Here is a 26,352-nt window from a genome sequence, read left to right as displayed (position 1 = left end):
GCAGTGCGTCCTTCGAGACGCCGCTTCGATAAACTCAGCGGCTCCTCAGGATGAGCGATTTTGGTATGGAAACAAACGTGACTGACAAGAAACCCACCCCGGCCGATTGGCAGGACCGCGCCGACAAGGAAGTGAAGGGCAAGGACCTCACCTGGCACACGCCGGAAGGCATTGCCGTGAGGCCGCTCTACACGGCGGAGGACATCGCCGACCTCGATCCGGGCCTCCCCGGCTTCGCGCCGTTCACGCGCGGCCCCTATGCATCGATGTACACCGGCCGGCCCTGGACGATCCGCCAATATGCGGGCTTCTCGACCGCCGAGGAATCGAACGCCTTCTATCGGCGCAACCTCGCCGCCGGGCAGAAGGGCCTGTCCGTCGCCTTCGATCTCGCGACCCACCGCGGCTATGACAGCGACCATCCCCGCGTCACCGGCGACGTCGGCAAGGCGGGTGTCGCGATCGACACGGTCGAGGACATGAAGATCCTCTTCGACGGCATTCCCTTGGGCGACATGTCGGTCTCTATGACGATGAACGGCGCGGTGCTACCGGTGCTCGCCTTCTACATCGTCGCCGCCGAGGAACAGGGCGTTTCTCAGGACCAGCTTTCGGGCACGATCCAGAACGACATCCTCAAGGAGTTCGCGGTCCGCAACACCTATATCTATCCGCCCGAACCCTCGATGCGGATCGTGGCCGACATCATCGGCTACACCTCGCGCCACATGCCGCGCTTCAACTCCATCTCGATCAGCGGCTACCACATGCAGGAAGCCGGCGCGACGGCGGTGCAGGAGCTCGCCTTCACCCTCGCCGACGGTATGGAATATGTGCGCGCCGCTACGGCCAAGGGGCTGGACGTCGACGCCTTCGCCCCGCGCCTCAGCTTCTTCTTCGCGATCGGCATGAACTTCTTCATGGAAGTCGCCAAGCTCCGCGCCGCGCGCCTGCTGTGGCACCGCATCATGGAGGGCTTCGAGGCGAAGAACCCCAAGTCCAAGATGCTGCGCACCCATTGCCAAACGTCGGGCGTCAGCCTCACCGAGCAGGATCCCTATAACAACATCATCCGCACCACGATCGAGGCGATGGCGGCCGTCCTGGGCGGGACGCAGTCCCTCCACACCAACAGCTTCGATGAGGCGATCGCGCTGCCGACCGACTTCTCCGCGCGCATCGCCCGCAACACCCAGCTCGTCATCGCCGAGGAGACCGGCATCACCAATGTCGCCGATCCCTTGGGCGGCTCCTATTATGTCGAGGCGCTGACCAAGGAGCTGGCCGACAAGGCCTGGGCGCTGATCGAGGAAGTCGAAGCGATGGGCGGCATGACTTCGGCCGTCGCCGAAGGCATGCCCAAGCGCCGCATCGAGGAAGCCTCGGCCGCGCGCGCCGCGCGCGCCGACAGGGGCGAGGACGTGATCGTCGGCGTCAACCGCTACCGCCTCAAGGACGAGCCGCCGATCGACATCCTCGAAGTCGACAACGCCAAGGTCCGCGCCGGACAGATCGCGCGCATCGAGAAGGTCCGGGCCGAGCGGGATGAGACAAAGGCGCGGGCTGCCTTGGAGGCGCTCAAGCAGGGCGCCAGACATTCGTTCGTCGCGAGCGAAGTCGAGGGGCGCTCCACCGAGACCGATGCCAAGCGCCCTTCGACTACGGCCGATCCAGGATCGGCCTCCGCTCAGGACGAACGGGGGTTTGAGCGGACGAACCTGCTTGCTCTGGCGGTGGAATGTGCCCGCGCCCGCTGCACCCTGGGCGAAATCTCCGCCGCGCTGGAGGATGTGTTCGGCCGCTACGACACGGTGCCGGAGCCCGTCACCGGCATCTATGGCGGCGCCTATGCGGGAGACCCGCGCTGGGGCCAGGCCGAACAGGGCGTCGCCGCCGTCGGCCGCCGCCTCGGCCGCAAGCCCCGCCTGCTCGTCGCCAAGATGGGCCAGGACGGTCACGACCGCGGCGCCAACCTCGTCGCCTCGGCCTTCGCCGACCTAGGCTTCGAGGTCGTGCCCGGCCCGCTCTTCCAGACGCCGGAAGAGAGCGCGCGGATGGCGGTGGACAAGGACGTGGACGTCGTCGGCGCCTCCAGCCTCGCCGCCGGCCACAAGACGCTGGTGCCCGAGCTGATCGGCCACCTGAAGGACCTGGGCCGCGCCGACATCAAGGTCGTCGTCGGCGGCGTCATTCCCTCGCAGGATTACGACATGCTGCGCGAAGCCGGCGTTCAGGCCATTTTTGGCCCCGGCACCAATCTGGTCGAAGCCGCCGGCGAAGTGCTGAAGCTGCTCGGCCACAACCTCCCCCCGCTCGAGGAAGCCGCTGAATGAGTCTGTGCAAAGAAGATAATTCGTTCCGGACCGATTGGACTCGCGCGGAAATCGCCGCGCTGTTCGATCGCCCCTTGCTCGACCTCCTGCTCCAGGCCCAGCAGGTCCACCGAGCCTATCACCTGGCGAACGAGGTCCAGCTCTCCACCCTCCTCTCGATCAAGACCGGCGGCTGCCCGGAGGATTGCGGCTATTGCAGCCAGTCGGCGCGTGCGGAGAGCGGCCTCAAGGCCGAGAAGCTGATGGACGTGGACGCGGTGCTGGCGGCCGCGGCCGAGGCGAAGGCCGCCGGCTCCGGCCGCTTTTGCATGGGCGCGGCATGGCGCAACCCCAAGGAACGAGACATGGGCACGCTCTGCGCGATGGTCGCGGGGGTCAAGGCCATGGGGCTGGAGACCTGCATGACCTTGGGCATGCTGAGCCGGGACCAGGCCGATCGTCTCGCCGAGGCCGGCCTCGACTATTACAACCACAATCTCGACACCTCGCCCGAATATTATGGCGAGGTCATCACCACCCGCACCTATGAGGACCGGCTGGAAACGCTAAGCCACGTCCGCGCCTCGGGCATGTCGGTCTGCTGCGGCGGCATCGTCGGCATGGGCGAGAGCCGAGAGGATCGGGTCGGCTTCCTTCACGCCCTGGCGAGCCTCCCCGCCCATCCCGAAAGCGTGCCGATCAACGCACTGGTGCCGGTAAAGGGCACCGTGCTCGGCGACATGCTGGCCGGCACGCCGCTGGCGAAGATCGACGACATCGAATTCGTCCGCACCGTCGCCGTCGCCCGCATCGTCATGCCGAACTCGATGGTCCGCCTTTCGGCGGGGCGCGAGAGCATGTCTGAATCGACGCAGGCGCTCTGCTTCATGGCCGGCGCGAACTCGATCTTCACGGGCGACAAGCTGCTCACCACCGGCAATGCCGGCGCCGGCGCCGACGCCGTGCTGTTCGAAAAGCTGGGACTGCAGCCGATGACGAGCGAGGAGCCGGCAAGAGTGGCGGCGGAATGAGCGCGCGGGCGCTCCTCGCCGCGCTGATGATGCTGTGGGCAGCGCCTGCGCTTGCCGAGCCGCCGGCGGCGACGCCGATCGTCATCGGTCAGTCCTACAGGCTGCCATCCAAGGCCTTGGGCGCCGAGCGAACGATCAACGTCTACACGCCCGCCAGCTATGCCGGAGGCGGGAAGCGCTATCCGGTTCTTTACCTCCTCGACGGCGGAACCGATCAGGACTTCCACCACATCACCGGCCTCGCGCAGCTCGGCGGCTTTCCCTGGGGGTCGATGGAGGAGATCATCGTCGTCGGCGTCGAGACGGTCGACCGCCGGAAGGAGCTGACGTCGCCCACCGCCGACCCGGCGCTCCAGAAGGAGTTCCCGACCGCCGGCGGAGCGGCCGACTTCCGCCGTTTCATCGCCGACGAGGTCGAGCCTTTCGTCGACGCCCATTATCGCACCAGCGGCGACACGGGCGTGCTGGGGGAATCCTTTGCCGGCCTGTTCGTCGTCGAGACCTTCCTGCGCGCGCCGGGCACGTTCGACCGCTATGTCGCGATCAGCCCCAGCCTCTGGTGGGACAATGAATCGCTGTCGAAGGAAGCGGCCGACCTGCTCGCGAAGCAGGATGGCGACAAGCGCTCGCTCTGGCTCAGCATCGGCGACGAGGGGCGCGAAATGCAGTCGGGCATGGACCGGCTCGTCGCAGCTCTGAAAGCCGGCGCGCCGGCTTCGCTCGACTGGCGCTACGAGCCCCGCCACGACCAGTCCCATTCGTCAATCTACCACGCCACCGCATATGAGGCGCTGCGCGCCTTCTATCCGAAGCCCGACACCGAAGGATCGCGCTGAAACGATGTTCAAGAAAATCCTGATCGCCAATCGCGGCGAAATCGCCTGCCGCGTCATCCGCACCGCCAAGAGGATGGGGATCGCAACGGTTGCGGTCTATTCGGACGCCGACGCGCGCGCGCCGCATGTGAAGATGGCTGACGAGGCCGTGCATATCGGCCCGCCGCCCGCCGCCGAGAGCTACCTCATCGCCGACAAGATCATCGAAGCCTGCAAGGCGACGGGAGCCGAGGCCGTGCACCCGGGCTACGGCTTCCTGTCCGAACGCACCAGCTTCGCCCAGGCGCTGGCCGAGGCCGGCATCGCCTTCATCGGCCCGCCGCCCAATGCCATCGCCGCGATGGGCGACAAGATTGAGTCCAAGAAGCTCGCCAAGCAGGCGGGCGTCAACGTCGTCCCCGGCTATCTCGGCGAGATCGCGAACACCGAAGAGGCGGTGAAGATCGCCGGCGACATCGGCTATCCGGTGATGATGAAGGCGTCCGCGGGCGGCGGCGGCAAGGGCATGCGTCTCGCCTGGTCCGAGAAGGACGTCCGCGAAGGCTTCGAGGCGACCAAGCGCGAAGGCCTCGCCAGCTTCGGCGACGACCGCGTCTTCATCGAGAAGTTCATCGAGAGCCCGCGCCATATCGAGATCCAGGTGCTGGGCGACCAGCACGGCAACATCGTTTACCTCGGCGAGCGCGAATGTTCGGTCCAGCGCCGCCACCAGAAGGTGGTCGAGGAGGCGCCCTCCCCCTTCGTCACGCCCGAAATGCGCAAGGCGATGGGCGAGCAGGCCGTCGCGCTGGCGCGGGCCGTGGGCTATTACAGCGCGGGCACGGTCGAGCTCATCGTCAGCGGCGCCGATACCAGCGGCAAGAGCTTCTACTTTCTCGAGATGAACACCCGGCTCCAGGTCGAGCATCCGGTGACGGAATGCGTGACCGGCCTCGACCTCGTCGAACAGATGATCCGCGTCGCCTATGGCGAGAAATTGGGCTTCACCCAGGATGACGTGACGCTGACGGGCTGGGCGGTCGAGAACCGCGTCTATGCAGAGGACCCTTATCGCGGCTTCCTCCCCTCGACTGGCCGCTTGGTGCGCTACCGCCCGCCCGCCGAGAGGGATGGCGTGCGCGTCGATGACGGCGTCGTCGAGGGCGGCGAAGTGTCGATGTTCTACGATCCGATGATCGCGAAGCTCATCACCTATGGCGCCACCCGCGAGGAGGCGATCGACCGCCAGATCACCGCGCTGGACGCTTTCGCCATCGACGGCATCGGCCACAATATCGATTTCCTCTCCGCGCTGAGGCAGCATCCCCGGTTCCGCGAGGGACGCCTCACCACCGGCTTCATCGCCGAGGAGTATCCGGAGGGCTTCAACGGTGCGCCTGCCGGCGAGGCACTGCAGCGAAACCTCGCCGCGCTGGGGGCCCTCGATGCAGCATCCCCGGTTCCGCGAGGGACGCCTCACCACCGGCTTCATCGCCGAGGAGTATCCGGAGGGCTTCAACGGTGCGCCTGCCGGCGAGGCACTGCAGCGAAACCTCGCCGCGCTGGGGGCCCTCATCACGACCGCGGAGGCGAGGCGGGCCCGTCACATCGACGGCCAACTCGGCGAGCCGCTGGAGCCGCCGGCAAAATGGGTCGCCCGCATCGACGGCCGCGATTTCGACGTGTCCGTCAATGGCGAGGGCATCGCCGTTGAGGGACAGGCGATGACCCTCGATCTCGGCTACACGCCGGGCCAGCGCGTCGTCGAAGCCCTGATCGACGGCGAGCCGCTCACCGTGCAGGTCGAGCGCAACGGCTCCTCGTGGCTGTTCACGACGCGCGGCGCCCGCCACTCGGTCCGGGTCCTCGATCCCCACACCGCCAGGCTCGCCGCCCACATGATCGAGAAGACGCCGCCCGATCTCTCCAAATATCTGCTCTGCCCGATGCCCGGCCTCCTCACCGCGCTCCATGTCGGCGAGGGCGACAAGGTCGAGGCCGGCCAGCCGCTCGCGGTGGTCGAGGCGATGAAGATGGAGAACATCCTTCGCGCCGAGAAGGCAGGCATCGTGGCCAAGGTAGAGGCGAAGCCGGGCGACAGCCTCGCCGTCGACGCGGTCATCCTGGAATTCGAGTAAGCCGTCATTGCGAAGAGCGGAGCGACGACGCAATCCAGCGCCGCGCCGACCACGGGGTTGCTTCGCTTCGCTCGCAATGACGCTGCGGAGCGTAGATCCAGATTGACGATGATCTAGTTTTCTTCTCCGCGTCTAGCTATGAGCCCGCTCCTTTCCCAGGAGCGAGCCATGACTGTTCTTCCGCGCTCGCGCTTTCGGCCCGCGATCGCCTTCATCTTCGTGACCGCCGTGCTCGACATCATGGCGATGGGGATCGTCATTCCCGTGCTCCCGACGCTGATCGAGGAGTTCACCGGCTCGAACGCCCAGGCGGGCATCTACAACGGGCTGTTCGTGACCCTGTGGGCGGGGATGCAGTTCATCTTCTCGCCGGTGATCGGATCCCTGTCCGACCATCACGGCCGCCGCCCGGTGATCCTCATCTCCACCGCCGGCCTCGCCGCCGATTTCGCGCTGATGGCGCTGGCGCCGAACCTCTGGTGGCTGGCGGTGGGGCGCATCCTCGGCGGGATCACCTCGTCGAGCTTCACGACCGTCTTCGCCTATATGGCGGACATCACCCCGCCCGAAGGCCGCGCCCGCGCCTATGGCCTGATCGGGGCCGCCTTCAGCGCTGGGTTCATCGCCGGGCCGTTGATCGGCGGCGTGCTCGGCGAATGGGGGCCGCGCGTACCCTTCTGGGCGGCGGCCGCCTTGAGCGCCCTCGCCTTCCTCTACGGCCTGTTCGTGCTGCCCGAATCCCTGCCGTCCGAAAAGCGAATGGCCTTCGCTTGGAAGCGAGCCAATCCGTTCGGCGCGCTGAAGCTGCTCCGCTCGCATCCCGAGCTGACGGGGCTCTCGGCGGTCAACTTCCTTCTCTATTTCGCGCATCACGTCTTTTCCGCCGTCTTCGTTCTCTACGCCGCCTATCGATATGGCTGGAGCGCCTGGGAAGTGGGCCTGGTGCTGGCGCTCGCGGGCGCCCTCGACATGCTGGTGCAGGGCGTTCTCGTCGGGCCGCTGGTGAAGAAATGGGGTGATCGGAGGACGATGATCTTCGGCCTCTTCGGCGGTGCGGCGGGGCTGGCGGCGATGGGTCTCGCCCCGACCGGGCTGGCCTTCGCGCTGGCGATCGTCCCCAACGCGCTGTGGGGCTTCGCCATGCCGACCTTGCAGTCGCTCATGACGCGGCGAGTATCGGAATCGGAGCAGGGCCAGCTGCAGGGCGCCAATATGAGCGTGGCGAGCATTGCCGGCATCGCCTCGCCCCTCTTCTTCGGCTTCGTCTATTCGATGTCGGTCGGCGCCGCGCCGGCTTTGCCCCACGCCGGCACCTCCTTCTTCATCGCCGCCGCCGTGTTGCTCGCGGCCGGGATCATCGGCCGCGAGGTCGGCCGGCGGAGCGTTCCGGAGCCCGCCTGAGCCCGGGTTCAGCTCGGCATCAGCACCGCGTCGATGCCATGGACGACGCCGTTCGATGGCGTCCCGTCCGGCCGGATCACGCGGGCCTGCCCGCCTTTGGCATCGGTGATGACGAGGGTGCCGTCCACGGCGGTTACGGTCACGTTGCCGCCGCCCAGCGTCGCCAACACCGCCTTGCCGCCACCCGCCTCGACAGCCTTGGCGAGGTCCGCCGCCATCACGACGCCGGGGACGATATGATAGGTGAGGATCGAGGTGAGCCGCGCTTTCTGCTCGGCCTGCATCAGGCTATCGGCGGTCGCGCCCGGAAGCTTCTCGAACGCGGCGTCGGTGGGCGCGAAGATGGTGTAGGGGCCCGGGCCGGCCAGCGTCGCCTCCAGCCCCGCCGCCCGCAAGGCGCCGGCCAATCTCGAATGATCAGCCGATCCGCCGAGCAACTGGGCGATGGTGCCCTGGCCCGCGGGCTGGCGGACGGTTTCGCTGGCATTTCCCGGTGTGGCCACCGCCGCGTTCTGCTCGGCGCGCTCCTCGCCGCTGCATCCCGCCACGACAGCCGCCGCGGCCGCCATCGCCAGAAAGCTGACACGCATGACCCTCACTCCCTTTCTCACCGGCACTACGCATGAGCAGCCGTGCCGGTTGCGTTACGAAAAAGGGGCCGCCCCGTTCGGAGCAGCCCCCTTCGACCCGTCCTCGCGCGTCGTCAGATCAAGGCGGACATGACGTTCTCGATCAGCCCCGTCTGGGCATCCGCCTGGTAGATGTTCCCGTCAGCGTAGCGATAGATATAGTCGTCATTGTCGACATATTGATCGCGATACTGGAGCGGCAGATTGTAGGCGTCGTAGCCGGTCGGCAGTGGCTGGCCGATGTTGAGATCGCCCGCCAGCAGCGCCACGATCGCCTCGATCATCCCGGTCGAGGGATCGACCTGGAAGATGCCGCCGTCGCCGTAGCGATAATAGGCATCGTCCGTGTCGTAATAATAATCCCGGTACGGATAGGGGACGTTGTAGGCGTCATAGCCGACCGGCATCAGCTGTCCGACGGCAAAGCCTCCGCCCAGCAGCGGGATCACATCCGCGATCAGGTTGGACCCGCTATCCACGCGATAGATGTAGCCGTCGTCATAGCGATAATAGTCGGACGGCGTGTCGTAGTAGATGTCCTGATAGCGATAGGGCACGTTGTAGCGGCGGCCCCAGGCGGGCGCCCAGGCCGGCGGAGCCGAGCGCCCGACCGGCAGGAAGTTGCTGGCCGAGTAGAAATAGGCCGGTTCGACGTTCCGATAGAGGTAGCGATAGTCGTAGTCGTCCCAATCGTAGCTGGCCCTGCGATAGCGGCGCGCCTGCGCGGCATAATAGCGCTCCCGGTCGAGCCAGCGTTCGCGGGCGGCCAGGCGCCGCTGGAAGGCGCGGCGATCGTCGCGGCGATCGCGCGCCAGTTCCCGCTGCCAACGGCGGCGGTCCTGAAGCCGTTCGCGACGATCCGCCCGGCGCTCGCGCGCAGCGATGCGCTGTCTCATGTCCTGGCGACGCTCGCGCGCGGCGATACGCTGCTGGCGTTCCCGGCGATCAGAGCGGAGGTCGCGCCGCGCAGCGGCCTCGCGACGGTCCTCCAGCCGCTCGCGGGAGGCCAGACGCTGCTGGCGCTTACGAATGTCCTGGCGGCGCTCACGCGCCTCGGCGCGCTGCCGCCGATCGCGGCGGTCCTCGACCCTATCGCGGGTCACGAGACGCTCCGCGCGCTCGCGCCGTTCGGACGTCCGCGCCCGCTGGGCCTGACGTTGCTCCTGCGCCCGCTCCTGGCGAGCGGCCGTGGCGCGGCGCTGCTGGCGGCGCTGCGCGACCTCGCGCCATTCGCGCTGCGCGTCCGCCCGGGCGCGACCGCCCGCCTGCGCCTGCCGGCGTTCCGCCCGACGCTCATTCTGCGCCCGGGCCTGCCGGCGATCGGCTCGCCGCTCGTTCTGTGCGCGGGCCTGCCGGCGATCGGCTCGAGCCTCGGCCCGCGCCCGGCTTCGCGCCTGGGCCTGCTTCTGCCGGCGCTCGGCACGCCCGTCCGCGCGAGCGCGCGACTGCCCGCGCTCCTTATTCTGGGCGGACTTGCCGTTGCCTCGCGGTTGATCCTTGGCGGCGGCGGGCATCGAAAAGGCCATCGCGGCTGCGCCGGCGAGCATGAGGAGCCTACGCATATGACTGTCTCCTTTGGTTCGCTACAAAAACGAGCGGGAGAAAAGGGCCGTTCCTGGCCGATTCCATCGGCTCGCCGCACCAGCCCCGCAGATGGACCCGCGAGGTTAAACCCCCTCTGAACAGGTCGTTCATCATGGCGTTCGTAAGCCCGTGCGGACCCGGGCTGGCTCGGAAAACGACGCGTTGGTCGCAGCGGCGCGCATTTTCGTCACGCCATGCTGGGCGAAGGCGTGAACGGGAGCGGATGGTGCGGCCCGATGCTGATGATGAGTGACAGGCCAGGGACATTGCGGCTAGCTACGCCTCCGCTCAGGGGGAGGGTTGTCTCGATCATGCGGTCCGCGAGTTCCGATGCGCGGTGGCGGGAGGCGATCCTCCTGACGCTCGCTCTGTGGCTGTTCGTCGCGATCATCTTCCTGCCGACGATCATCATCCGCCACTGGGATGCGGGCGTCGGCAGCATGGCGCTCGATTTCTCGACCTATTTCGTCTCGTTCGCCTTCGCGATGGCGATGTTCTGGGTGTTCCGCAAAACGGTCGACTGGCCGCAGACGGCGCGCATCCTGATCCTGGTCGCAACGGTCTTCACCGTGGCGGTGGCCAATACCGTCTTCGATCTCGCCTATACCGATTGGGTCGCCGCCAACGTCGAGTCCTCCTGGAGCAATCTCCAGCGGACGCTGGAGCGCGGCTATCCTTCAGCGCTCAACTATACGCTCGTCTTCGGCGTCAACATGGCCTTCTTCCAGCTGAGCTTCGCGCGGCGCCGGGAGCTTCGCCAGGAGCGGCAGCTGGTCGACGCCCGCTCGGCGGCGCAGCAGGCGCAGCTCGCCGCGCTCCGCTACCAGCTCAATCCCCATTTCCTGTTCAACACGCTCAATTCGATCTCGGCCCTCATCGTCACCCGCCGCAACGAGGATGCGGAGCTGATGACGGACAAGCTGTCGAGCTTCCTGCGCACCTCGCTTGCCTGCGACCCGGCGGAGCTGGTGCCCCTCGAGCACGAGCTGTCCCTCATCGAGGAATATCTCGACATCGAAGGTGTCCGCTTCGGCGAGCGGCTGAACGTCGAGATCGACTGCGACGCCGATGCCGGCCGGGCGCTCGTCCCCGGCTTTCTCGTCCAGCCGCTGGTCGAGAATGCCGTCAAGCACGGCGTCGCCCCGTCCCGGGATCCGGTCACCATCACCGTCCGCGCCGTGATCGAGGACAAGGATCTCTGCATCACCGTCGCCAACGATCATGCCGGTTCCCGCACCGTGGGAATGCACGGCACGGGAGTCGGCCTGATCAATGTCGAGCGGCGGCTGGAGGCCGTCTATGGCAAGGCGGCCAGCCTGACGACCGAGCGCGGCGAGGACTTCTACACCGCCACCATCTGCATTCCGGGTATCCAACGAGCCGATTGACTCGCGCGGCCGCGCCCCGGAAAAGGAGAAGGGGGAGTGCCGGTGGGGATAGCACTATGCGTGTATTGCTCGTGGACGACGAAGCTCTTGCACTCGATCGCCTGCGCACCTTCTTCGACAATATCGACGGGGTCGAAGTGGTGGGCGAGGCGCACGACGGCGATCAGGCACTGGCGGAGATCGAACGGCTGACGCCAGATCTCATCATTCTCGACGTGCAGATGCCCGGCAAGAACGGCCTTCGCGCCGCCGCCGAGCTGGCGATCGAGCCGCGGCCCGAGATCGTCTTCGTCACCGCCCATGAACATTACGCCCCCGACGCCTTCGACGTCGATGCCGCCGACTATCTGCTGAAGCCGGTGCGCTTCGACCGGCTCCGCCAGGCGGTCGATCGGGCCCGGCGGCGGCGCAGCCTGCGCGACCAGGCGGAGCGCGCCGGAAAGCTGGAGCAGGAAATGGCGGCGCTGAAGGCGGGCGCCCCGGCGATCGACGACAACGGCTTCTGGGTGCCCGAACGGCACGGGCAGCGCCGCGTCCCGATCGAAAGCATCGACTGGATCGAGGCGGCGCGGGATTATGTGCTCCTCCACACCGCCGTGAAGGGCCACCTGCTGCGCACGACGATGGCGGCGCTGGAGGAGAAGCTCAAGGGCACGCAGCTGCTGCGCGTCCACCGCTCCGCCTTCGTGCGACCGGACAAGGTGGTCGAGGTGAAGCGCGCCAACCGGTCGCTGACCTTGCTGCTCGTCGACGGCGCGCATGTGCAGGTGGGGCCGAGCTATATCGGCGCGGTGAAGGAAGCCCTCGGGCTGGACTGAAACGCCGCTCAGTTGCGGCTGGTCGGGAGGTCTTCGGCGTCGCTATCGTCGTCGTCGGCGATCTTGCGATCCGTCGCGAGCAGCCGCGCGCCGAACAGGCCGTGGGCGGGGTTGGGCCGCCTCGTCTCCGCCCCTCGGGACGGCTGGCTGCGGCGGCCCGCGCCTCCCGTCTCGCCGAAGATGGAGTGTTCGCTCATCGTCGGCTCAAAAGGCCATCGGCACAGACGTGGCCGCCGTCACCAGCATCGTGCTGACGAACAGCGCCGCGACGCAGGTCGAAAATGTACGAAACAGGTCCGCAGTCATCTTTTGTCTCCGCTCTAAGTGCCGGCCCGATCGCCGACACTCTCCCGTTAGATCAGCCGCGCGGGGCGGGCGCGCCTCCGTCGACGGCGGTGGACAAGGCTTCGACAAGGATGCGCCGGTTCGACGAAGATGCGCTTCCCGTCGATCAACATGTCGGAGGCGAGCGGCCGGTTTGACGGCAAGCAGCGTGATGCGACGACTCGGCCGGCTCGCTATGGGAAGCGAATGAACAGGATCGACAGCATCGATTGGCCGCGGATCGAGGCCGATCTCGACGCGCAGGGATGGGCGGTGGCGCGGCAACTGCTGGTGCCGGCGGAATGCCGGTCCCTCTCCGCTCTCTATGACCAGGATGGCCGCTTCCGCAGCACCGTGACGATGGCGCGCCACGGCTTCGGCAAGGGCGAGTATCGCTATTTCGCCTATCCGCAGCCGGGCCCCGTCGCGGAGCTCAGGACCGCCATCTATCCGCGCCTCGCAGCGGTCGCCAATCGCTGGCATCGGACGCTCGGCATCGACATCGACTTTCCGGAGGACCATGTCGATTTCCTCGCGCGCTGCCACGCCGCCGGCCAGGCGCGGCCGACGCCCCTCATCCTGCGCTATGGTCCCGGCGACTATAATTGCCTGCACCAGGACCTTTACGGAGAGCATGTCTTCCCGCTCCAGCTGGCGATCCTGCTCGACCGGCCGGGAGAGGATTTCACCGGCGGCGAGTTCATGCTGACCGAGCAGCGTCCGCGCATGCAGTCGCGCGGCTCGGTGGTCCCGCTAGACCAGGGCGACGCGGTGATCTTCGCGGTCAACCAGCGGCCGGCGCAAGGCAGCCGCGGCCCCTATCGAGTGACGATGCGCCACGGCGTCAGCACGATCCGCTCGGGCCGCCGCCACACGCTGGGCATCATCTTCCACGATGCGGCGTAGGTTCGTCATTGCGAGGAGCGCAGCGACGGGCAGGTGATCAGGCCTTCCGCTCCGCAATATGGGCGTCGATCTCCCGCTCCAGCACGGTCATCGGCACGCCGCCCGTCTTGACGACGGCGTCATTGAAGGCGCGATAGTCATAGCGCGCGCCAAGCGCCGTTTGCGCCCGGTCGCGCAGGCGGTTGATCTCGATATGGCCCATCTTGTAGCCGCAGGCCTGGCCGGGCCAGGCGCAATAGCGGTCGACTTCGCCCTGCACCTCCTCGACCGTCGAGCCGTTGGTGGTGGCGAACCACTGGATGGCCTGGTCGCGGGTCCAGCGCTTGGCGTGAAGCCCGGTGTCGACCACGAGCCGGCAGGCGCGGAACGACATCGACTGGAGATAACCGAGCCGCCCGAGCGGATCGCCTTCATAGACGCCCAATTCGTCGGCGAGCTGCTCGGCATAGAGCGCCCATCCTTCCGAATAGGCGTTGAAGGCGAGCAGCGAGCGGACGAGCGGCAGGTCGTACGTATATTCGCCCTGCCAGATATGCCCCGGAATGCCCTCATGATAGGTGAGCGTCGGCAGCGCGTAGCGCGGCCACATCGCCGTGTCGCGAAGGTTGATATAATATTGGCCGGGCACCGAACCGTCCATCGTCCCCGCCGCCGCATAGCCGCCGGGCGCGCCTTCCTCGATCGCCGGCGGCACCCGCTTCACCACCAGGCGACCCTCCACCAGCGTGTGGAAGGCGCGCGGCAGGCGCGGGCGGATGTCGGCGATGCGTCCGTCGATATAGTCCAGTATCTGCTTCCGCCCGGCATCGGTGTTGGGGAAGAGATGTTTGGGGTCCTTGCCGAGCGCGGTCATCCGCTCGCCGACCGTGCCCTGGGTCAATCCCTGCGCGCGCAGCAGCGGGTCCATCTCGGCGGAGAGTTCGCGAAGCTGCTCCAGTCCGAGCTGATGCACCTCGTCCGGGGTCATGTTGGACGTCGTCGCCGCCTTCAGCGCCCAGCCATAATAGGCTTCTCCGTCGGGCAGCTTCCAGACGCCGGCATCCTGCGTCGCGCGGGCGCGATGACGCTCCAGCTCGGCGATCTGCCGGTCCATCGCCGGCGCCACCTTGTCCGACACGATCTGCGCCGCCCGCCGGCCGTAATCGCCGCCGATCGCCTTGCTGCGCTCCGCCAGCGACGTCACCAAAGTCCACTGCTCGATCGGCTGGGCGCGCGCCGGCTTCATCTGGCCGAGCGTCTTGTCGAGCAGGAAAGCGGGAGCGACGACGCCAAGGCCAGCGTCATGGGCGAGCCGGGCCGTCTCGCCGTCCAGCGCTTCCGCATAGGCCTCGAGCCGCGCCAGATAGGCGTCCGCGTCGGCCGCTGTCTCGACCTTGTGATTGCTGTCGAGGAAGTCGGGAACCTCGACGAAGGCGCCGGTATTCTGTGCGACCACATAGGGAGCGTTGCGATAGGACCATTGCGCGCTCAGCGACACGACATCGCCGAACGGAAAGGCGAAGCCCTCCTTCGCCAGCTCATGCGCGGTGCGCACGACATCGACGTTGATCCGCGATTGCGGGTCGAGCGTGCTCGTGTCGACCGCCTCGAGCTCGGCCAGGCGCTGCGCCGCGGCGGCGGCGAGCTGGCGCCGGCCTTCGAGCGAGCGATCCGTCAGCTCGGACTTGAGCGGCGCGCGCGCGCCGGTGTCGAGGCCGAGGGCGGTGGCATTCTCAGGATATTCGCGCAGCAGCTGTTCGGCGATGCCGGCGAGAAGCGATTCGGTCCCGGCACTGCCCGCCGGTGGGCGGAGCGCGGGGACCGACGCGCAGCCGGCCAGCAACTGGACCGTCGCGGCGGCCCCGGTGACGGCCATGAATTCCCTGCGGTCCAGCTTTTCCATATGTCTCCCTCCGGTTGCTGGTGCCGTTACTCACATGGCGCGGCGCGCGGCGCAACGGCTTGCCGCCATGTCTCGGGCGACGAACGCGGTTCCAGGAACCGGGCCGGTCGCGCTCGCGTTCTTTCGATTCAGGCTTTCCACCCAATGATAGGAGGTTTGTACAGGAATGCGTGTCGCCCATGTAGCGCCGCTGGCCGAAGCGGTGCCGCCAAAGCTGTATGGCGGGACCGAGCGGGTGATCTGGTGGCTAACCGAGGCTCTGGTCGACCTCGGCCACGACGTGACGCTGTTCGCCAGCGCCGATTCCATCACGTCCGCGCGTCTGGTGCCCTGTGCCCCCTCGGGGCTGAGGCTCGCCGGTATCGGGGACCACACCGCCTATATGCTGGCGATGCTGAACAAGGTCCTGCAGTCGGCGGACCGCTTCGACATCATCCATTTCCACACCGACCTTTTCCAGTTCCCGATCTTCCGTCATCTCGCCCATAAGTGCGTCACCACGTTGCACGGCCGGCAGGACCTGCCGGACTTCCGGCCGATCTTCGACGCATTTCCGGAGATGCCGCTCGTGTCGATCTCAGACGCCCAGCGCGCCCCGGTGGCGCACGCCAATTTCGTAGCGACGGTCCATCACGGGCTTCCGGAAAACCTGATCCCGTTCGCGCCGGGGGGCGGCGATTATCTGGCCTTCATGGGCCGCATCTCGCCTGAAAAGCGGCCCGACCGCGCCATCGAGATCGCCAAGCGCGCCGGCATGCCCCTCCGCATCGCGGCCAAGGTCGATCGCGTCGACCAGCGTTATTTCGAGGAACAGATCAGGCCGCTGCTGGACCATCCCCTGATCGACTTCATTGGCGAGATATCGGACGCCGAGAAGCCGGCCTTTCTCGGCGGCGCCAGGGCGCTCCTCTTCCCGATCGACTGGCCCGAGCCCTTCGGCCTAGTCATGATCGAAGCGATGTCGGCCGGGACCCCGGTCATCGCCTGGCCGGGCGGCTCGGTGCCGGAGGTGATCCGCGACGGCGAGAGCGGCACCATCGTGACGAGCATCGACGAAGCGGTGACCGCCGTCCACCGTGCGAGCGGGCTTTCCAGAACCGGAGTGCGCCGCTGCTTCGAAGCGGAATTTACGGCCGCCCGGATGGCGCGAGACTATGTCGCCCTTTACCGCCGCCTGATCGCGCACTCGCGACCGGCGCCGCCCTTCGACATGGTCGTGCCGGCATGAACGAGCTCGCCGGCGCGCCGAAGCCGCCTCCCCCCGAGGATTATTACATCGAGGCCGAGACCTCGCTCGTCGACCGTCCAGTTCGGACGCTCAAGCAGCACGACCTGTTCGGCGTCTTCAACAATCACGGCGATTTTCGAGCGGCGGACAAGGGGCCCGAGGGTCTGTTCTTCCTCGACACGCGCCATCTGTCCCAACTGGAGCTGCGGCTCGGCCGCAAGCCGCCACTGCTACTCGATTCCGTCGTCCTCGACGACAACAGCGCCCTGCTGGTCGATCTCACCAACGCGGACCTGCTGGAACCGGACGGCACGGTCGGCCTGACGCGCGACAGCGTGTTCGCCAATCGGCTGAAATTCCTCTGCGGCGCCAGCTGCCACGAACGCATCACCCTGCGCAGCTATGAGGCGGTGCCGGAGCCGCTCCCGGTCGAGCTGGCCTTCGCCGCGGACTTCGCCGACCTGTTCGAAGTGCGCGGGGAAGAGCGCGAGCGCCACGGGACACTTCATGTCGAGCTCATGTCCGATCGGGCGGTTCGGTTCTTCTATCTCGGCCTCGACGGCGTCGAGCGGACCACGACACTGGAATTCGATCCGGCGCCCGCCGTCCTCACGCCCTATTCGGCGCAGTGGCAGATCGATCTCAGCACGAAGAACCGGGCCTCCATCGGTATCCGGATCGACTGCGGCCATGCCGAACGAGATGGACCGGAGCCGACGACCACCCTCGCGGCCTATCGCTCCGTCCGGCGGGAGAGCCGTGGCTGCACCAGTCGGCTCGGCGACATCACCAGCTCCAACGAGCTGTTCGATGCGATCGTGCGACGCTCGACCGCCGATCTCGACATGTTGCTGACCAACACCGAATACGGCCTTTATCCCTATGCCGGCATCCCCTGGTACAGCACCATCTTCGGCCGCGACGGGATCATCACGGCGATGCAGCTTGTCTGGAACGCGCCCGACATCGCGCGGGGCGTGCTGCACGCGCTCGCCCTCACGCAGGCAACCGAGATAGACGAAACCGCCGATGCCCAGCCTGGCAAGATCCTCCACGAAATGAGGGGCGGCGAGATGGCTCGCGTCGGCGAGGTGCCGTTCCGCCGCTATTATGGGACGGTCGACGCCACGCCGCTGTTCGTCATGCTAGCGGGCGACTATTTTCGGCGCACCGGCGACGTCGAGACGATCCGCGCCATCTGGCCCAACATCCTGGCCGCGCTCGAATGGATCGATATCTACGGCGACGCCGACGGCGACGGCTTCGTCGAATATTGCCGGATGACGGAGCGCGGCCTCGCCAACCAGGGCTGGAAGGACAGCCACGATTCCATCTTCCACGCCGACGGCCGCCTCGCCGAGGGGCCGATCGCGCTGTGTGAGGTGCAGGGCTACGTCTACGCCGCGCGCCGCGCCGCCGGGGAGCTGGCGGGAGCGCTCGGCGATAGCGACCGGTCCGAACGGCTCCACGCCCAGGCGGAGGCGCTTCGCCGCCTGTTCGAGGAGAAATTCTGGGTGGAGGAACTGGGCAGCTATGCCCTCGCCCTAGACGGCGCCAAGCAGCCGTGCAGCGTGCTGGCGTCCAATGCAGGACACGCGCTTCTCACCGGCATCGCCGCTCCCGATCGGGCGGCCTCGATCGCGCGGCTGCTCACCTCACCCAAATTCTTCAACGGCTGGGGAGTGCGCACCATCGCTTCGGGCGAGGCGCGATACAATCCCATGTCCTATCACAACGGGTCGATCTGGCCGCACGACAATGCCCTGATCGCCATGGGCCTTGCCCGCTACGGCCACAAGGCAGAGGTGGCGCGCATCTTCGAGGGGCTGTTCGCCGCCGCCAGCTATGACGAGCTTGGCCGCTTGCCGGAGCTGTTCTGCGGCTTTCCGCGCCGGCCCCGCCGGGGCCCCACCGCCTATCCCGTCGCCTGCTCGCCTCAGGCCTGGGCCGCCGCCGCCCCGTTCGCCCTGCTCGCCGCCTCCATCGGCCTGGAAGTGGACCACAAGAGCGAGCGCGTACTGCTCAATGACCCGGCGCTCCCCGCCTTTCTCAACGAGCTGTGGCTTCCGAACGTGGCGCTCGCCGGTTCGCGCCTCGGCCTTCGGCTTCAGCGCAGCGACAGCGACATCACCGTCGCCGTCACGCGTCGCGAAGGGCCGGCCCGGGTGGTGATCTTCAAATGAGGGAGGCGCGGGCCTGGCAACGCCTTGTTGCGCTTTCGCCGCCTTCCCGCACCGCAGGGAAAGCCCCAGATCGGCGGCATGAAACAGCCCAGCTTCTTCCTGCCGCACGGCGGCGGCCCCTGCTTCTTCCTCAATGAATCCGGGCCTATGCCGCCGGAATGGCAAGCCATGGGCGCCTTCTTGGCGAAGGCGATTGCCGAGCTGCCCGAACGGCCGAAAGCGATGCTGGTCGTCTCCGCCCATTGGGAGGAGCCCCGCTTCACCGTCCACCACGGCGATCGGCCGCCGCTGCTCTACGATTATGGCGGCTTTCCCGATCATACCTACAGGCTGCGCTGGGACGCCCCCGGTGCGCCCGCTTTGGCCGCACGGACGGCGCAGTTGCTCGCCGAGACAGGCTTCGCGGCCGACCAGGAGACCGAGCGTGGCTGGGACCATGGCGTCTTCATCCCGCTCAAGGTCGCGGTGCCCGATGCCGACATTCCGACGGCCCAGCTTTCGCTCCGGCGCGACCTCGACCCGGCCGCCCATATCGCCGTCGGGCGGGCGCTGGCGCCCTTGCGCGATGAGGGCGCGCTGATCGTCGGATCGGGCATGAGCTTTCACAACATGCGGCTGCGCGACGGCTCGGTTCAGGCCGTCGCCGACGCCTTCGACGACGCGCTGACGGCGGCCGTCACCGATCCCGAACCGGCATCGCGAAACGCCCGCCTCGCCGAATGGGAGACGCTTCCCCATGCGCGGCTCGCCCATCCGCGCGAGGAGCATCTCCTGCCGCTGATGGTCGCCGCGGGCGCGGCGGGCGACGACCGCGGCCAGCACGTCTTCCGCGACCATGTCATCGGCTGGACCGTCTCCGCCTACCGCTTCGGCTGAGGCAAGCGGCGTGAGCGGTCGCCGGCCCGGTCACGGCCCCGGCAGGCTGACATGCACCGGCGCCGGGCCGCGTTGGCGCACCTCCAGCCCGAGGGCGCGCGCCAGATCCTCGTCCCAGCCATAGGCGTCGGGCCGGAACAGCACCCGCCCGCCCGGCCCGACGAAGGCCGTCTGATAGATGAGCCGCACCGGGATCGGCTTCGGCAGTTCGACGAAGCTCTCCTCCCGCCCGGTCATCGCCTTGTCGAATTCGCCGAGCTTGCCTTGGCGCTCGGCCACCATCCGCGCGAACCCGACCGCGTCATGCACCCGGACGCAGCCATGGCTGGCGTGGCGCTCCTCCTGCTCGAACAGCGACTTGGCCGGGGTGTCGTGCAGGTAGATGGCGTGCGGATTGTCCATGTCGAACTTGACGAGACCGAGCGCCGATTCCGGTCCCGACCGCTGGACGATCCAACCGTCGCGCCAGACCATGTCGTTCGCCGCCATATAGCCGGGACCCTTGGGGATGATCTCCTCCTCGGCAATCGATTTGGGGACCGTCCAGTTGGGATTGGCGACGAGCCGGACGATCGGCGATCCGAGCTGGGGCGTCTCCCATCCCGGCTGTCCGACCACGACCCGCGTCCGGTGCACAGGGGTGCCGTCGTGCCAGTAATCGAGCTCGGCCGCGGCCGTGTTGACGTCGATGCGGGTCGCCGGCGGCGCCCGATCGAGCCAGCGCCGCCGCTCCAGATTGATGGCGAGGATGCGGGCCCGCTCCGCCGCGCCGGTGTTGAGCCTCTCCAGGGTCGAGGGGCCGACCACCCCGTCCGCCTCCAGCCCATAATCCTCCTGCAGCCGCTTGACGGCCGCGGCCATGGCCGGCGCGAAGAGACTGGGTTTGGCGGGTGGCTCCTCCGGCGCCTCGCCGAGATAGCCATTGGCCCGGAGCGCCGCGGCGATGGCCGGAACGCGCGGGTCGCTGTCGCCCTGCCCGATCGCCTCGCCGGCGGGGATGGGCTGCGCCTTGTCCTGGGCCGCGCGCTGCGAATAGCTCAGGAAGGCCTCCGACAGCGCCTTATACTCCGCATCCTGCGGCGCCAGGCTCGCCAGCCAGGGCTCGAGCTGCTCGGCGGCGATCGCTTGGGTGAGCCCCGCCACCACGTCCCCGCGCGGCCGCGGCACCGTGTAGATCTCGCGCAGCTCGGTCGGGTCGACGAGGCCGTTGGCGAGGGCATCGGCATAGGTGATGGCGGCGAAGGTCAGCGCCGCCTCTTTGGCGGCCGGGTTGTCGGCGGCCGCGACTTCCTTGCGGAAGCGGGTGTCGTCCATCCCGTGGCGGCGGGCGTCGTGGAGCGCCGCGACCAGCGTCTCGGCCCGCTCCACCGTCCAGACCGGCTCCCACTGCCGCGCCTCGTAGAAGCGGGCCACCCGCTCGTCGGTGACGGCGCCGCGCAAATCCTCGGCGCTCACATCGTCGGGCGCGACCGCGAGCTCGGCCGTCTTGGCCTCGACGGGATCGGCATGGTCGCTGCAGGCCGTCGCGGTCAGCAACGCCGCCAATGAGGCAGTCAATAGTGGGATACGCATGAATACTCCTGGACATTCAACTCGTTCAAAGAACGCCGCCACGCGCCGATCCGATCCACGCCCGCCGGCGCTGGAAACGCCGAGGCCCGCCCGTCCCGCTCCGGGACAGCCCGAATTGGCCTAACGAAACCCTCATCATTTGCCGCTAAGGTCCGCGCTCCCGAGAGCGGGCGAGGCGGGCAAAACGCATGGCATCCATCCGGAAGCGCAGAAGGCAGGACCGGTCGCGGCGCGAATGGCTTGCGCTCGCGCTGCTGGTGCCGGCGGCGTCCTGCGTTCCCGAAACGGCGCGCCTTCAGTCCCCCGGGTCGATGGCAGGCGTCTCCCTAGAGCTGCCACCGGCAGTCCCGGTCGCAGCGCCCTCCGCCCTTCCCTCCCGGCTGGAGCTCCTCCCCGCCGCGACCTCCATCCCGTTCCGGGCGGCGAGCAGCGTCGACGGCATGCGCGCCCTCGATTGTCTCGCCGAAGCCATCTATTACGAAGCGCGTTCGGAGGCGGAGGAAGGGCAGCGCGCCGTGGCACAGGTCGTGCTCAACCGCGTCCGCCATCCCGACTATCCGAAGAGCATCTGCGGCGTCGTCTATCAGGGACCGATGAAGACCGGTCCCGGCTGCCAGTTCACCTTCACCTGCGACGGCTCGCTCGTCCATCGTCCGACCGGGATTGCCTGGGCCCGCGCCCGCCACATTGCCGCCGAGGCGATTGCCGGCCGAATATTCGCCCCCGTCGGCCATTCCACCCACTATCACACGCTCAGCGTCTACCCCGGCTGGGCGCCGGCGCTGACGAGGACGGCGGTGATCGGGTCCCATATCTTCTATCGCCGGCCGGGCGCGATCGACGCGCCGAGCGCCTTCACCCAAATCTATTCTGGCCGTGAGCCGGGGCCCGCCGCGCGCATCCGCTATGCCGCCGCGCCGGCCTTCGTGCCGAACGCGCGAGACGCGGAGACATTCACGCCCATCGCCCCGGCACCCGCCCCGGTCGTCACGGCGACGGACCGCCTCCCCCAGTCGCGGGTGCGTCCTGAATATGAAAATAGCGGTCGCTGGAAGGACGCCCCCGCCGACATTCACTGAGGCCTCCGCCCTGGAGTGATGCTATCATCGTCGCATGACGATTTGGCGCGCGATCCAGGCCGACATCACCACGCTTGCCGTCGATGCCATCGTCAATGCCGCGAACAGCTCGCTGCTCGGCGGCGGCGGCGTCGACGGCGCCATTCATCGGGCTGCCGGACCAGGGCTGCTGGAGGAATGCCGGACCCTCGGCGGCTGCCCGGTGGGCGAGGCGCGGTTGACCCGCGGCTACGCCCTCCCCGCGCGCCACGTCATCCACACCGTCGGCCCGGTCTGGCGCGGCGGGGCGAGCCGCGAGGCCGGCAAGCTCGCCGCCTGCTACAGGAGCAGCCTCGGCGTCGCCGAAGCGCACGGCCTTCGCACCATCGCCTTCCCCGCCATCTCGACCGGCGTCTACGGCTATCCGATCGACCGGGCGGCCGGCATCGCCGCCGCCACCGTCGACGACGTGATCCGCCGCAATCCCGATCTTTTCGAGGAAATCCTCTTCGTCTGCTTCAGCGCACCCGACCAGGCCGTCTATGCCGCCGCCATCGAGGCCGCTGCCGGCGCCTGACGCCCGCCGCAATCCAGACTCGCGTGAATGGACTCAGGCCCGCCGCGTCAGCAGGTCGTCGGTGACGGTCATGGTGAAAGCAGGCTCGCGCGGCGCCTCAGCGATGGCGTCGAGCCACATCGCCCGCGCTTCCGGGTCGTCATACGCCATCCTGGCGTCGAAGGCCCTCTGCCAGCTGGCCTCGTCCGGCCATTCGGCAACGCCGACGAAACGTCCGTCGCGATCCTGGTGCAGCCGTGAGCCATAGCTCCCGTAGAGGCGCGTGATCGCCTCCGTGCCGCGACGCCAAGCTTCGCGGAACTGATCTTCCTTGCCGGCATGCACGCGCCACCAATAGACGGCGACGAACACTTCGGCTTACAGCCCCCACCAGGGCATCGTGCCGTAATAGCCCGAAACTTCCTCGTCATATTCGCGGCTGCGCGGTCGGTCGGCTTCATCCAGCCGCATCGTCGGCGCGTTGGTGAGCTGCTCGCGAGTCAAATCGACGACATAGGCGTCCAAATCGACATCGTAGGTCAGCATTTCCCAAGGCACCGGATGGACATGCTCACGCATGCCGAGGAAGCCTCCGAACGACATCACCGCATAGGCGACCTTGCCGCTCCTCTTTTCGATCATCACCGAGTGGATCGACCCCAGCCGCTCGTCCTTCCGGTTGTAAACCGGAGTCCCCTCGACCCGCCGCGATGAGATCAGCTCGTGCGCATAATCCAACATGTCGGTGCGCGGTTCTGCCATCTGTTCGGCCATGGAGTGTCTCCTTTCCTTGAGACTCTGGCGACGATTAACCATAGCATATTTGGCGCTGAAAAGCACTTCGGAGCCGTGTTTCTCGGCCCTGTGTTGCTCAAAATGCAACCCCGGGGTTCGCCGGAAGCGGCTTTCGCCCCTCTGGTCATCTCCCTAGATGGAACCTGCCGGCGTGGCCGGTTCCCCTTTTCCCCGACAGACCAGAAATCAAGGATCGTCCCAGCCATGCGCAAGATCGCCCTCGCCCTCGCGGCCGCCGCCGTTGCCGTCGCCGCCCCCCATGCCATCGCCCAGCAGCAGCCCACGACGGAAACGCCGGCCGTCGCCGCCCAGCAGGATGTCCGCGGCGGCGCCTATACGCTCGACAAGAGTCACGCGAAGATCATCTGGTCGGCATCGCATTTCGGCTTTTCGACCTATTATGGCGAGTTCACCGACTTCGATGCCAAGCTGAACCTCGACCCCGCTAATCCGGCGAACAGCAAGCTGTCGGTGACCGTGCAGACGGACTCGGTCGACGGCCACAACGAGGCGCTCGAGAAGCACCTCGAGAGCGCCGACTTCTTCAACGTCGAGAAATTCCCGACCGCGACCTTCGTCTCCACCTCGGTCGTCCCGACCGGCGCCACCACCGCCGACGTCACCGGCGACTTCACCCTGCTGGGCGTGACCAAGCCGCTGACGCTCAAGGTCACCTTCAACAAGGCCGGCGAGAATATGGCCGGAACCTATGTCGCCGGCTTCTCGGCCGAAGGCGCCGTCAAGCGCAGCGACTTCGGGATGAACTATGCCGTCCCCGGCGTCAGCGACGAGGTCAAGCTGACGATCAGCGGCGAGTTCAATCCGGTCGCCTGAGATGGATAAGGCGACGGCGCGCGTGCCGACCGCCCATGGCGGCAAATATATCCAGCAGCTCTGCAAGCATTGGAGTCACAAGCTGCAAGTTGAATGGACGCCGGCCAGCGCTGTCGTCCGGTTCGAGCGCGCCGTCGCCACGATGACGGCCGATGCCGACGCGCTCGACGTCCGGATCGAGGCGGAGGATTCGGAAACCCTGGCGCGGATGAAGGCGGTCGTCGCCTCCCATCTCGACCGCTTCGCCTTCCGCGAGGCCCCGCTCGCCTTCGATTGGCGGACGGGGCCTTAATCGGCTCAGGCGGCGGGCTTGCGGAAGCGATAGACCACGCGATCGGTCTTGCCGCGCACGGCGGGATCGAACACCGACTTGGCGTGATCGTCATCGGGGTTGCGAAGCAGGTCGCTCTCGCCGTCGAACACGAACCCGGCCCGTTCGAAATCGGCGCGGATCACCGCCGGATCGATCCGATGCAGCGCCTCCACCACTTCGCGCGTGTCGCCGCCCGGCGTCGCGACATGATCGATGACGCCGACGGTCCCGCCGGGCTTCATCGCGGCGTGAATGGCACCGAGGAAGGCCGCCGGATCCAGCCGCGGGAACTTGTACTTCTCGCTCTCCCAATAGGCGTCGTGATAGTTGAGGTGGAGCATCGCGAAGTCGAAGCTGTTTTCCGGCAAAGCGGGGGCGGTCGCCGGCGCGACGTGAACCCGCACATTGGGCACGCGGGCCGTGACGGCGGCAAGCGTCTCCTTGGCCTTCTCGTCGTAGAAATTGGCCGGCTCCCAGGCGACGACGCTGCCCTCGGGCCCAACCGCGCGGCCCATGATCTCGGCATAATAGCCGGTGCCGGTGAACAGGTCCAAGGCGTCCTCACCCTTCTCCAGGCCGAGGAAGGTCAGCACCTCGGCCGGCCGACGGCTCTCGTCGAGCTTCACCGCCTCGGCCGGGCGGTCCGTTGCCGCCACCGCCGCCGCGACATCCGCCGGAGCCGCCTCGACCCCCATTGTCGGCAGCGCGAGCGCCATCGCCATCATCAAAGCCTTCATCCTCATATGGAGCCTCCCTGATCCTGTGCGCCGCTCATGGCCCGTGGCCACATTACCAGCCGACAGCTTTCGACGAACGTCCGCTTCCCTTCGGCAAGCGGCGACTCACCCAGCGAGCAAGCAGCCTCGTTCACCGTCCAGCCGGCGGCAAGAGCTTTGCGACCAGCAAGATGCGTTCCCTCGCAGCGCCTTCACTCGGGTCGTACCGTCTCGCTTTCGGCACTCGCGTCTCCATCCCCTACGGAGATCGCGAGCGCAGGTTCGTCCGTGGCCTGCGTTCCGGCGGGCTGGGCGCCGCTGCTCCTTGTCTCTCGCAGGCCCCGGCACGTGTCGACGATGGGCAGCACGGTCTTCGTCTCATGGACCGGAGCCTCCGGCGCGCGCCTCACCTTCACGATGATCCGGACGGCCGAATATTTGCAGCTCACCGCCGTCTCGAAATAGACGTCGTCGGCTTCGCCCGGCTCCAGGTGCAGGGCCCGCCACATGAAGAGCGGCCTCACATCCGCGTCCGAGTATCGCTCCCTCTCGGCGGCTAGGCAGGCGGCGATGTCTTCGTCGGGAGGAGTTAGGGAGCCGTCCGCCTCCCTCAATGCCGCGTCATAAGCTATGTACTCGTACCGGGCGAGGCGCCGGAATTTAAGATCCTGACTTGGATTTCGCCGTTCAAGGGCCGCTCCGGACGGCAGTGCCAGCAAGTCAACTGACAGGCATCTCAGAAGAACCTTCCTGTAGCTCTTGTTCTCGATTGGAACACGGACCGTCAGCAGTAATTCTCTTGGCCAAACGTCTCCCGACGCGAAGAGTTCGGCATCCTTCGGCCAGAGGCGGTGGACCTTCGCCTCTATGTCAACGTCGAGCCGGGCCTTGTCGCGTCTTTCGACGAAATAGAAAAGGCCGGCGATCATGACCGCTATGGCCGATACGATCCCGAACAGCCCCTGTCCGTAATTATTCCATTTATTTAGGCCC

At 67.4% G+C, this 26,352-nt stretch carries 23 protein-coding genes and 2 pseudogenes; 16 read left to right on the top strand and 9 right to left on the bottom strand.

Going from position 1 to position 26,352, the window contains the following annotated elements; translation table 11 throughout:
• Nucleotides 1–77 precede the first annotated feature (77 nt).
• The 6 genes and pseudogenes from scpA (at nucleotide 78) to DF286_RS08640 (ending at nucleotide 7,697) form a co-directional block, all read left to right on the top strand.
• The gene (gene scpA, locus DF286_RS08665; RefSeq protein WP_109272103.1) at nucleotides 78–2,333 is read left to right on the top strand and encodes a methylmalonyl-CoA mutase; all 2,256 of its coding nucleotides are present in this window, start codon (nucleotides 78–80) and stop codon (nucleotides 2,331–2,333) included.
• Nucleotides 2,330–3,343: a biotin synthase BioB gene (gene bioB, locus DF286_RS08660; RefSeq protein ID WP_109271067.1), complete on the top strand. Its 1,014-nt coding sequence runs from the start codon at nucleotides 2,330–2,332 to the stop codon at nucleotides 3,341–3,343. Before scpA ends, bioB begins: the two co-directional genes overlap by 4 nt.
• Nucleotides 3,340–4,179 (top strand): alpha/beta hydrolase, encoded by an 840-nt coding sequence (locus DF286_RS08655; RefSeq protein WP_109271066.1) that lies wholly within the window; start codon nucleotides 3,340–3,342, stop codon nucleotides 4,177–4,179. Before bioB ends, DF286_RS08655 begins: the two co-directional genes overlap by 4 nt.
• Before the next feature lie 4 nt (nucleotides 4,180–4,183).
• Nucleotides 4,184–5,575 (top strand): annotated as a pseudogene (locus DF286_RS08650) (acetyl-CoA carboxylase biotin carboxylase subunit); the annotation flags it as partial.
• Between the two features lie 28 nt (nucleotides 5,576–5,603).
• Nucleotides 5,604–6,296: pseudogene (locus DF286_RS08645) on the top strand (biotin/lipoyl-containing protein); the annotation flags it as partial.
• A gap of 168 nt (nucleotides 6,297–6,464) precedes the next feature.
• Nucleotides 6,465–7,697 carry a TCR/Tet family MFS transporter gene (locus tag DF286_RS08640; RefSeq protein ID WP_109271064.1) on the top strand — a complete coding sequence of 411 codons (1,233 nt, stop codon included), beginning with the start codon at nucleotides 6,465–6,467 and terminating at the stop codon, nucleotides 7,695–7,697.
• An 8-nt stretch (nucleotides 7,698–7,705) separates the two neighbouring features.
• Here DF286_RS08640 and DF286_RS08635 read toward each other — a convergent pair whose 3' ends face one another.
• The gene (locus DF286_RS08635; RefSeq protein WP_109271063.1) at nucleotides 7,706–8,287 is read right to left on the bottom strand and encodes a fasciclin domain-containing protein; all 582 of its coding nucleotides are present in this window, start codon (nucleotides 8,285–8,287) and stop codon (nucleotides 7,706–7,708) included.
• Nucleotides 8,288–8,400: 113 nt separating this feature from the next.
• Complete coding sequence (locus DF286_RS08630) at nucleotides 8,401–9,888, bottom strand: hypothetical protein (protein ID WP_109271062.1); 1,488 nt, start codon at nucleotides 9,886–9,888, stop codon at nucleotides 8,401–8,403.
• A 333-nt stretch (nucleotides 9,889–10,221) separates the two neighbouring features.
• On the opposite strand from DF286_RS08630, the gene DF286_RS08625 reads away from it, so the two are divergent.
• Both DF286_RS08625 and DF286_RS08620 read left to right on the top strand, forming a co-directional pair.
• Entirely contained in the window at nucleotides 10,222–11,298 is a 1,077-nt protein-coding gene (locus tag DF286_RS08625) for a sensor histidine kinase (protein ID WP_158274649.1), read from the top strand.
• Between the two features lie 56 nt (nucleotides 11,299–11,354).
• Nucleotides 11,355–12,116 (top strand): LytR/AlgR family response regulator transcription factor, encoded by a 762-nt coding sequence (locus DF286_RS08620; RefSeq protein WP_109271060.1) that lies wholly within the window; start codon nucleotides 11,355–11,357, stop codon nucleotides 12,114–12,116.
• A gap of 8 nt (nucleotides 12,117–12,124) precedes the next feature.
• Here the strand turns inward: DF286_RS08620 and DF286_RS08615 are convergent, their stop codons facing one another.
• Nucleotides 12,125–12,313: a hypothetical protein gene (locus tag DF286_RS08615; RefSeq protein ID WP_109271059.1), complete on the bottom strand. Its 189-nt coding sequence runs from the start codon at nucleotides 12,311–12,313 to the stop codon at nucleotides 12,125–12,127.
• Nucleotides 12,314–12,647: 334 nt separating this feature from the next.
• Between DF286_RS08615 and DF286_RS08610 the strand changes: the two genes are divergently transcribed.
• Nucleotides 12,648–13,346, top strand: a complete 699-nt coding sequence (locus DF286_RS08610; RefSeq protein WP_109272102.1) for a 2OG-Fe(II) oxygenase — start codon at nucleotides 12,648–12,650, stop codon at nucleotides 13,344–13,346.
• Between the two features lie 37 nt (nucleotides 13,347–13,383).
• On the opposite strand, the gene DF286_RS08605 is transcribed toward DF286_RS08610, so the two are convergent.
• Entirely contained in the window at nucleotides 13,384–15,228 is a 1,845-nt protein-coding gene (locus DF286_RS08605) for a DUF885 domain-containing protein (protein WP_109271058.1), read from the bottom strand.
• 166 nt (nucleotides 15,229–15,394) lie between these two features.
• Here DF286_RS08605 and DF286_RS08600 point away from each other — a divergent pair, with 166 nt between their 5' ends.
• The 3 genes from DF286_RS08600 (at nucleotide 15,395) to DF286_RS08590 (ending at nucleotide 19,515) form a co-directional block, all read left to right on the top strand.
• A complete protein-coding gene (locus tag DF286_RS08600; protein ID WP_109271057.1) occupies nucleotides 15,395–16,456 on the top strand; it encodes a glycosyltransferase family 4 protein in 1,062 nt (353 codons plus the stop codon).
• On the top strand, nucleotides 16,453–18,639 hold the full coding sequence (locus DF286_RS08595; protein WP_109271056.1) for an amylo-alpha-1,6-glucosidase: 2,187 nt from the start codon (nucleotides 16,453–16,455) through the stop codon (nucleotides 18,637–18,639). The genes DF286_RS08600 and DF286_RS08595 overlap by 4 nt, the downstream gene beginning before the upstream one ends.
• A 78-nt stretch (nucleotides 18,640–18,717) precedes the next feature.
• Nucleotides 18,718–19,515, top strand: coding sequence for a DODA-type extradiol aromatic ring-opening family dioxygenase (locus tag DF286_RS08590; protein ID WP_109272101.1), 798 nt, complete (start codon nucleotides 18,718–18,720; stop codon nucleotides 19,513–19,515).
• A 30-nt stretch (nucleotides 19,516–19,545) separates the two neighbouring features.
• Here DF286_RS08590 and DF286_RS08585 read toward each other — a convergent pair whose 3' ends face one another.
• Nucleotides 19,546–21,087, bottom strand: a complete 1,542-nt coding sequence (locus DF286_RS08585; protein ID WP_109271055.1) for a L,D-transpeptidase family protein — start codon at nucleotides 21,085–21,087, stop codon at nucleotides 19,546–19,548.
• Between the two features lie 188 nt (nucleotides 21,088–21,275).
• Here DF286_RS08585 and DF286_RS08580 point away from each other — a divergent pair, with 188 nt between their 5' ends.
• Nucleotides 21,276–22,166, top strand: coding sequence for a cell wall hydrolase (locus DF286_RS08580; protein WP_109271054.1), 891 nt, complete (start codon nucleotides 21,276–21,278; stop codon nucleotides 22,164–22,166).
• Nucleotides 22,167–22,200: 34 nt separating this feature from the next.
• Nucleotides 22,201–22,722, top strand: a complete 522-nt coding sequence (locus DF286_RS08575; protein ID WP_109271053.1) for an O-acetyl-ADP-ribose deacetylase — start codon at nucleotides 22,201–22,203, stop codon at nucleotides 22,720–22,722.
• 33 nt (nucleotides 22,723–22,755) lie between these two features.
• On the opposite strand, the gene DF286_RS08570 is transcribed toward DF286_RS08575, so the two are convergent.
• Together DF286_RS08570 and DF286_RS08565 are read right to left on the bottom strand one after the other, a co-directional pair.
• On the bottom strand, nucleotides 22,756–23,073 hold the full coding sequence (locus tag DF286_RS08570) for an antibiotic biosynthesis monooxygenase family protein (protein WP_109271052.1): 318 nt from the start codon (nucleotides 23,071–23,073) through the stop codon (nucleotides 22,756–22,758).
• Nucleotides 23,074–23,079: 6 nt separating this feature from the next.
• A complete protein-coding gene (locus DF286_RS08565; protein WP_207790015.1) occupies nucleotides 23,080–23,475 on the bottom strand; it encodes a PRC-barrel domain-containing protein in 396 nt (131 codons plus the stop codon).
• A gap of 225 nt (nucleotides 23,476–23,700) precedes the next feature.
• On the opposite strand from DF286_RS08565, the gene DF286_RS08560 reads away from it, so the two are divergent.
• Both DF286_RS08560 and DF286_RS08555 read left to right on the top strand, forming a co-directional pair.
• Nucleotides 23,701–24,330, top strand: a complete 630-nt coding sequence (locus DF286_RS08560) for a YceI family protein (protein ID WP_109271051.1) — start codon at nucleotides 23,701–23,703, stop codon at nucleotides 24,328–24,330.
• A gap of 1 nt (nucleotide 24,331) precedes the next feature.
• Entirely contained in the window at nucleotides 24,332–24,622 is a 291-nt protein-coding gene (locus DF286_RS08555; RefSeq protein WP_109271050.1) for a DUF2218 domain-containing protein, read from the top strand.
• A gap of 5 nt (nucleotides 24,623–24,627) precedes the next feature.
• Here the strand turns inward: DF286_RS08555 and DF286_RS08550 are convergent, their stop codons facing one another.
• Together DF286_RS08550 and DF286_RS08545 are read right to left on the bottom strand one after the other, a co-directional pair.
• Entirely contained in the window at nucleotides 24,628–25,386 is a 759-nt protein-coding gene (locus DF286_RS08550; RefSeq protein ID WP_243444773.1) for a class I SAM-dependent methyltransferase, read from the bottom strand.
• A 185-nt stretch (nucleotides 25,387–25,571) separates the two neighbouring features.
• Nucleotides 25,572–26,288, bottom strand: a complete 717-nt coding sequence (locus DF286_RS08545; RefSeq protein ID WP_109271049.1) for a hypothetical protein — start codon at nucleotides 26,286–26,288, stop codon at nucleotides 25,572–25,574.
• Nucleotides 26,289–26,352 lie beyond the last annotated feature (64 nt).

Source organism: Sphingosinicella humi (assembly GCF_003129465.1).
GTDB classification, from domain to species: Bacteria; Pseudomonadota; Alphaproteobacteria; order Sphingomonadales; family Sphingomonadaceae; genus Allosphingosinicella; species Allosphingosinicella humi.
Note: the sequence above shows the minus strand (reverse complement) of the source record. Positions and strands in the feature narration are given on the sequence as shown.